The sequence below is a fragment of the Allobosea eneae genome (assembly GCF_042657265.1).
GTDB classification, from domain to species: Bacteria; Pseudomonadota; Alphaproteobacteria; order Rhizobiales; family Beijerinckiaceae; genus Allobosea; species Allobosea eneae.
In genome coordinates this window covers 1-5,391 of the sequence record NZ_JBHSLW010000127.1, presented here as the reverse complement: position 1 = coordinate 5,391, position 5,391 = coordinate 1, and the positions used below count along the sequence as shown (strand labels likewise).

Sequence of the window (5,391 nt, the reverse complement as noted above, 5' to 3'; positions counted from 1 at the left end):
GCCGATGGCCTCAGATACATCGTCGAGGACGGCGTCCTGGTCACCGTGCTCGACCAGCGCGCGAAGGTGCGCCCGCGATGACGGCGCTGCCGCCGCCCACAGACGAGATCGCGCGCCTGGTCGAGCTGATCGGCCCCGAGGCGGCGCTGCGCCTGGTCGAGGCGCGCGGCGGCACGCGGATCTATGTCGGCGGCCGCGATAGCGGAGTTCTGGCCGAGATCGTGGGGGTTGACGCGGCAGCCGCATTGCATGCGAGATATGGCCGCGAGGATCTGAAGGTACCGATCGCGCGACCTTGGCGGGTGCTCTGCTATCTCGCCATGGGCCTGTCGCAGGAAGCGGCGGCGCTCAAGGCAGGCTGCAGCCGCAACACGGTGCAGCGGGCCGTCGCCGAGTTCGGCCATCCCGGCGGGCGCCAGCCCCGCCAGGCCTCCTCACAGCTCGATATGTTCGACAAGACCGGCTGACGGCCCCGCGCGGGGCCGTGTCTCGCGTCGGAGCCGGCGCGCATCTTCGGCGGGAATTCCGACCCGGCCGGAGGCTCCCTCTCAATGTCGCAGCAGCTCGTCGACCGGCTCGGCGTCGACATCCTGAAAGCCATGGCGCCGGCCGTGCCGGTCAGCAGGCGGGCTCGGCAGGCCGCGATCATCGCGGCGCTCGGCCCGGCACTGCCGATCGTGCTGCCGGACTACGACATCGTCACGCCGCGCCGGATCGAGCATTTCCTCGCGCAGGCTGCGCATGAATCGGCCGGCTTCAGCACGACCGAGGAGCTCGGCGGCCCCAGCTATTTCGCCCGCTATGACGGCCGCGCTGATCTCGGCAACGTCAAGCCCGGCGACGGCGTGCGCTATCACGGCCGCGGCATCTTCCAGCTCACCGGCCGGGCAAACTATCGCCGCATCGGCGGCCTGCTCGGGCTCGATCTCGAAGGCAAGCCCGAGCTCGCCTCCGATCCGGTCGTCTCGCTGCGCATTGCCGGCCTGTACTGGCGCGATCGCAAGATCGGAGCGATGGCGGAGGAGGATGACCTCCTGCGCGTCACCCGTGCGATCAACGGCGGCACGAACGGTCTCGACGATCGCAGGCGCTATCTCGGTATCGCCAAGCGCGAGGTCGCCCGCCTGGTCGCAGCCGGCATCCAGGCGGTCGACGCCGTGCACTATCCGGTGCTGCGCCGCGGCTCCGATGGCGACGCGGTCGAGATCCTGCAGGTGCGTCTGCGCCAACAGGGCTTCCCGCTCACGCTCGACGGCGATTTCGGGCCGGCTACCGAACTCGCGGTCAAGGCCTTCCAGGCGCGTGCCGGCCTCCTCGCTGACGGCATCGTCGGGCCGCAGAGCTGGGCGGCGCTGATCCCGCGGGAGGGCGCATGACGGGCCGCCTCGACTTCGACGCGCTCTGCGATCTGAAGGTTCGCAAGGCCAATCGGCTGCTGCCGATTCGCCTCGTGGTCGTTCTGGCCGTGCTCGCGATCGCGCTGTTCTGCCTCGCTCGCTTCGCGCCGGCGCGGGCGCACTCCTTCTATCCCTGGGAGTGCTGCCACGACCGGGACTGCTGGCCGATGGGGCTCGATGCCGATGCGCGAGAGCCCGTCCCCGTCGAGACCGCCGCCGGCTGGCGGCTGCATGACGGCATCGTCATCCCCTTCAGCGAAACCCGACCATCGCCGGACGGCCGTTTCCATGTGTGCCGCGGTGGCGGCCGGCTCGAGGGGCCGGTGATCGCGCCGTCGGGGCGCAAGCCTTGTCTTTGGGCTCCGGCCCCGTCGTCCTGAAAGGATTTCCGATGCGGTTCGCCTTCGTTCTCGCGCTCATCGCCCTGGCCATGCCGGCCCTGGCGGCCGAGCCGGCGCCGCTCGCCGATGGCGTCGCCGGGCTGATCCAGTATGCCGCCTCGGCCGCCGCGGCCGTCGTGGTCGGCCTGCTCGGCAGCGCCCTCTACCGCTTCTTCGGTGTCAGCCTCGAAGCCCGTCACCGCGAGGCGCTGCATTCGGCGCTGACGACCGGCGCCGGCCTTGCCTTGTCGATGATCGCCGAGCTGATCGCCAAGGGTCTGAAGCCCGACGAGGCGCGCTCGGTCGCCCTGCAGACCGGCGTCGACTATGTCCGCCAATCGGTTCCCGACGCGCTGAAGGCGCTGAAGCCCGCAGACGGCCTGCTCTTCGACATGGTCCGGGCCAAGTCGGCGCAGATCGAGATCGCTCGCAGCCCCGCGATCGTTCTCAATCCGCCAGCTCCGGCGGCATCCGCCGGCGTCCGCGGCTAGGAGCTTCAACGTGGCCGGCTTCGACTGGGCGGGCGTCTTCGCCTTCGCCAAGGACATCTGGTGGATCCTGAGCGTCCCGCTGACGGCCGCCGCGGGCATCGGCATGTTCTATCTGCGCAGCCAGTTCCCGACGAAGCTGCAGCACGACGAGCAGACGAAGGTGCTGCAATCCTCGATCGCGGCGCTGTCAGACCGGGTTGCCGGCAATGAGCGCCAGGTCACGCGCATCGAGAGCGATCTGCGCCAGCTGCCCGGGCGCCAGGAATACCAGGCGCTGGGCGACCGGATCGGCCGCGTCGAGAAGGAGGTTGCCACCTCGGTCGAGACCGTCCGCGGCGTCGAGAAGACCGTGACGAAGATCGATCACACGCTCGGCCTGATCCTGAAGCACATGCTGGAGAAGAGCCCATGAGCTCGCTGGCCGAAGACTTCGCGAAGGACCGCCGCCTCGTGATCCTGCGGCTGCTGTCCGAGGCGGGTGGTTCGAATTACTCGCTGTCCGCCTCGATGCTGACCAAGGCCGTGAGCCGTATGCGCCACGCGGTCTATGACGACACGATCGCCGCCGACATCGTCATGCTCGCGCAGCACGGCCTCGTCCGGCGCGAGGAGGAACCGCACAACGGCAAGACCCTCGTCTTCGCCACGCTGACCAAGCTCGGCCGCGACGTCGCGCAGGGCCGCCCACATCCGCTCGTCGACCAGCCCTCGCCGAAGTTCTGATCATGGCGAAGCGCCCGAGCTCGATCGACCGGATGGACCCCGAGGTCCGCGACTGGATCGGCCGCCTGCGCGACCAGGGCCGCACCCTCGACGAGATCATCGCCAAGCTGCGCGAGCTCGACGTCGAGGCGTTGCCTTCGCGCTCGGCGCTGCATCGTCATCTGCAGAAGGCGGATGCGATCGCGGAGCGCCTGCGCAAGAGCCGGGCAGTCGCCGACGTCATCGTGCGCCGGCTGGGCGACGCCGAGCCCGACAAGGCGACCAGGCTCAACATCGAGCTGATGCACCAGGCCGTGTTCGACATGCTGTCAGCCGATCGCGAAGACGGCGAGCCGGTCACGCTCGAGCCGATGCAGGTTATGCTGATTGCCAAGGCGCTCGACCATCTCGGCAAGGCCGCGAAGGACGATGTCGCCCGCACGGTCGCGATCGAAAAGCGCGCGGCGGAGAAGGCCAGGGCCGAGGCAGTGAGGCAGGCCGAGCAGGCGGTGGCGAAGCACGGCGGCGCCGGCGCCCTGACGCCGGAGTTGAAACAGGCCTTCAAGGCCATGCTTTTCGGCCAGCGCGATGGCTGATTCCGATATCATAAAGGCCGCGGGTAAGGCGATCCGGAAAGGCATCGTCGCCGGCGTGGGCGCGGCCATGGCGCTCACGGCCGCTGTGGCCGATGTGGGCGCTCGGCCGAGCCGCGACCAGTGGGTCTCGATCCGTACGGAACAGGGCCGCGCGACGGCGGCCGACTGGCGCGAGACTGCGCCGCTGCTCGGCTACCAGCGCGCCATCGCGATCGCCTGTGAGCAGTACGACGTCGTCTTCGTCGAGAAATCCCGCCGCACTGGCGCCACCTGGGGCGCGGCGTCCGACGCCGTGCTGCGCTCGGCGTCGCCGCGCAGCGACGGCGGCATGGACACGCTTTACATGGGCACTTCGCACGACATGGCGAAGGAGTTCATCGACGCCGCGGCCAACTGGGCGCGCATGCTCGAGCATGTCTGCAGCGAGATCGGCGAAACCCTGTTCGACGATGGTTCCGACGACGGCATCAAGGCGCTGAAGATCGACTTCGCCTCGGGCTTCTCGATCGTCGCGCTCTCGTCCAAGCCGCGCTCGCTGCGCGGCCGTCAGGGCTTCGCGATCCTCGACGAAGCGGCCTTCGTCGACAATCTCGGCGAGCTGCTGAAGGCGGCTATGGCCTTCCTGATGTGGGGCGGCAAGGTCTTGGTCATCTCGACGCATAACGGCGCTGACAACCCGTTCAACCAGACGATCACCGATATCCGCGCTGGCCGCGTCCGGTACGGCCTGGTCCGCTTCGACCTGGACGACGCGCTGCGCGACGGCCTGTTCGAGCGCATGTGCCTGGTCAACGCCCACAAGCATGGCGAATGGTCGCCGGAGAAAGAGGCCGACTGGCGCGAGAAGCTGATCGCGGACTATCGCGACGCCGCCGACGAAGAGCTCTACTGCATCCCGTCCCAGGGCTCCGGCGCATGGCTTCCAGGGCCTCTCATCGAGGCGCGCATGCACGATGCTCCGGTGCTGCGTCTCGCCTTCCCCGACAGCTTCACCATGCTGCCGGAGCATGTTCGCAAGGCCGAGGTGCAGCGCTGGATCGAGACCGAGCTAGAGCCGGTCATGCGCTCGACGCTGGATCCGGCCTTGCAGTCGGGCCTCGGCTTCGACGTCGGCCGCTACCGCGACCTCTCGGTCATTTGCCCGATCCAGATCACCCGGACCATGCGCCGCGTGGTGCCGTTCATGGTCGAGCTCTCGAAGGTGCCCTTCCAGCAGCAGGAGCAAATCCGCGACGCGATCGTCCGGGGCCTGCCCCGCTTCATCGGTGGCCGCACTGACGCCACCGGCATCGGCGCCAGCCTGGCGGAATCCGGCACCCAACGCTTCGGGGCGAGCATGGTCGGCGTGAAGTTCTCCACCGAGTGGTACCGGGTCGAGATGCCGCCGGTGAAGGCGGCCTTCGAGGACGATGCGATCAGCGTGCCGCGCGACGCCGAGATCTCGGCCGACCTGCGCGCCTTCAAGGTGATCAAGGGCGTCGCGAGCCTGCCGGCCCTTCGCGTCACTGCGGCCGCCGGCGGCACGCGCCACGGCGATGCCGGCATCGCGATCGTGCTGGCCTACTCGGCCACGCGCATGCCGTTCGTCCCCTACAGCTATCAGGCCGTCACGTCGTCCGGCCCGGCCACGGCAGATGGCCCGCGCGGATTCGGCGCTGATGATGAGCCGGGCGGCGGCGGGATGCTGCCGAGGCTTCGCGGGAGGATGTTCTGATGGCGCGCCCTTCCAAGCTGCTCGGGCCCGATGGCAACCCGATTGACTATGACGATGTCTTCGGGCCGCCCAAGGCCGGGCCGACGCTCACCGGCGTGCGCTCGCCGATCT

The 5,391-nt window shown here is 69.1% G+C and carries 8 protein-coding genes; all 8 read left to right on the top strand.

All coding sequences use genetic code 11. The features are described 5' to 3' along the window. The first annotated feature begins 77 nt into the window (after nt 1-77). The 8 genes from ACFPOB_RS30330 (at nt 78) to ACFPOB_RS30295 (ending at nt 5,280) form a co-directional block, all read left to right on the top strand. Nucleotides 78-467 (top strand): hypothetical protein, encoded by a 390-nt coding sequence (locus ACFPOB_RS30330; protein ID WP_377801872.1) that lies wholly within the window; start codon nt 78-80, stop codon nt 465-467. Nucleotides 468-551: 84 nt separating this feature from the next. After that, nucleotides 552-1,376 carry a peptidoglycan-binding protein gene (locus tag ACFPOB_RS30325; protein ID WP_377801871.1) on the top strand — a complete coding sequence of 275 codons (825 nt, stop codon included), beginning with the start codon at nt 552-554 and terminating at the stop codon, nt 1,374-1,376. Next, a complete protein-coding gene (locus ACFPOB_RS30320; protein ID WP_377801870.1) occupies nt 1,373-1,777 on the top strand; it encodes a hypothetical protein in 405 nt (134 codons plus the stop codon). The genes ACFPOB_RS30325 and ACFPOB_RS30320 overlap by 4 nt, the downstream gene beginning before the upstream one ends. Nucleotides 1,778-1,788: 11 nt before the next feature. Further along, entirely contained in the window at nt 1,789-2,268 is a 480-nt protein-coding gene (locus tag ACFPOB_RS30315) for a hypothetical protein (protein WP_377801869.1), read from the top strand. A 10-nt stretch (nt 2,269-2,278) separates the two neighbouring features. Then, the gene (locus ACFPOB_RS30310) at nt 2,279-2,680 is read left to right on the top strand and encodes a hypothetical protein (protein WP_377801868.1); all 402 of its coding nucleotides are present in this window, start codon (nt 2,279-2,281) and stop codon (nt 2,678-2,680) included. After that, entirely contained in the window at nt 2,677-2,991 is a 315-nt protein-coding gene (locus tag ACFPOB_RS30305; protein ID WP_377801867.1) for a hypothetical protein, read from the top strand. The genes ACFPOB_RS30310 and ACFPOB_RS30305 overlap by 4 nt, the downstream gene beginning before the upstream one ends. Nucleotides 2,992-2,993: 2 nt before the next feature. After that, the gene (locus tag ACFPOB_RS30300; RefSeq protein WP_377801866.1) at nt 2,994-3,566 is read left to right on the top strand and encodes a phage protein Gp27 family protein; all 573 of its coding nucleotides are present in this window, start codon (nt 2,994-2,996) and stop codon (nt 3,564-3,566) included. After that, nucleotides 3,559-5,280 (top strand): terminase large subunit domain-containing protein, encoded by a 1,722-nt coding sequence (locus ACFPOB_RS30295; protein WP_377801865.1) that lies wholly within the window; start codon nt 3,559-3,561, stop codon nt 5,278-5,280. The genes ACFPOB_RS30300 and ACFPOB_RS30295 overlap by 8 nt, the downstream gene beginning before the upstream one ends. The last annotated feature ends 111 nt before the right edge of the window (nt 5,281-5,391 follow it).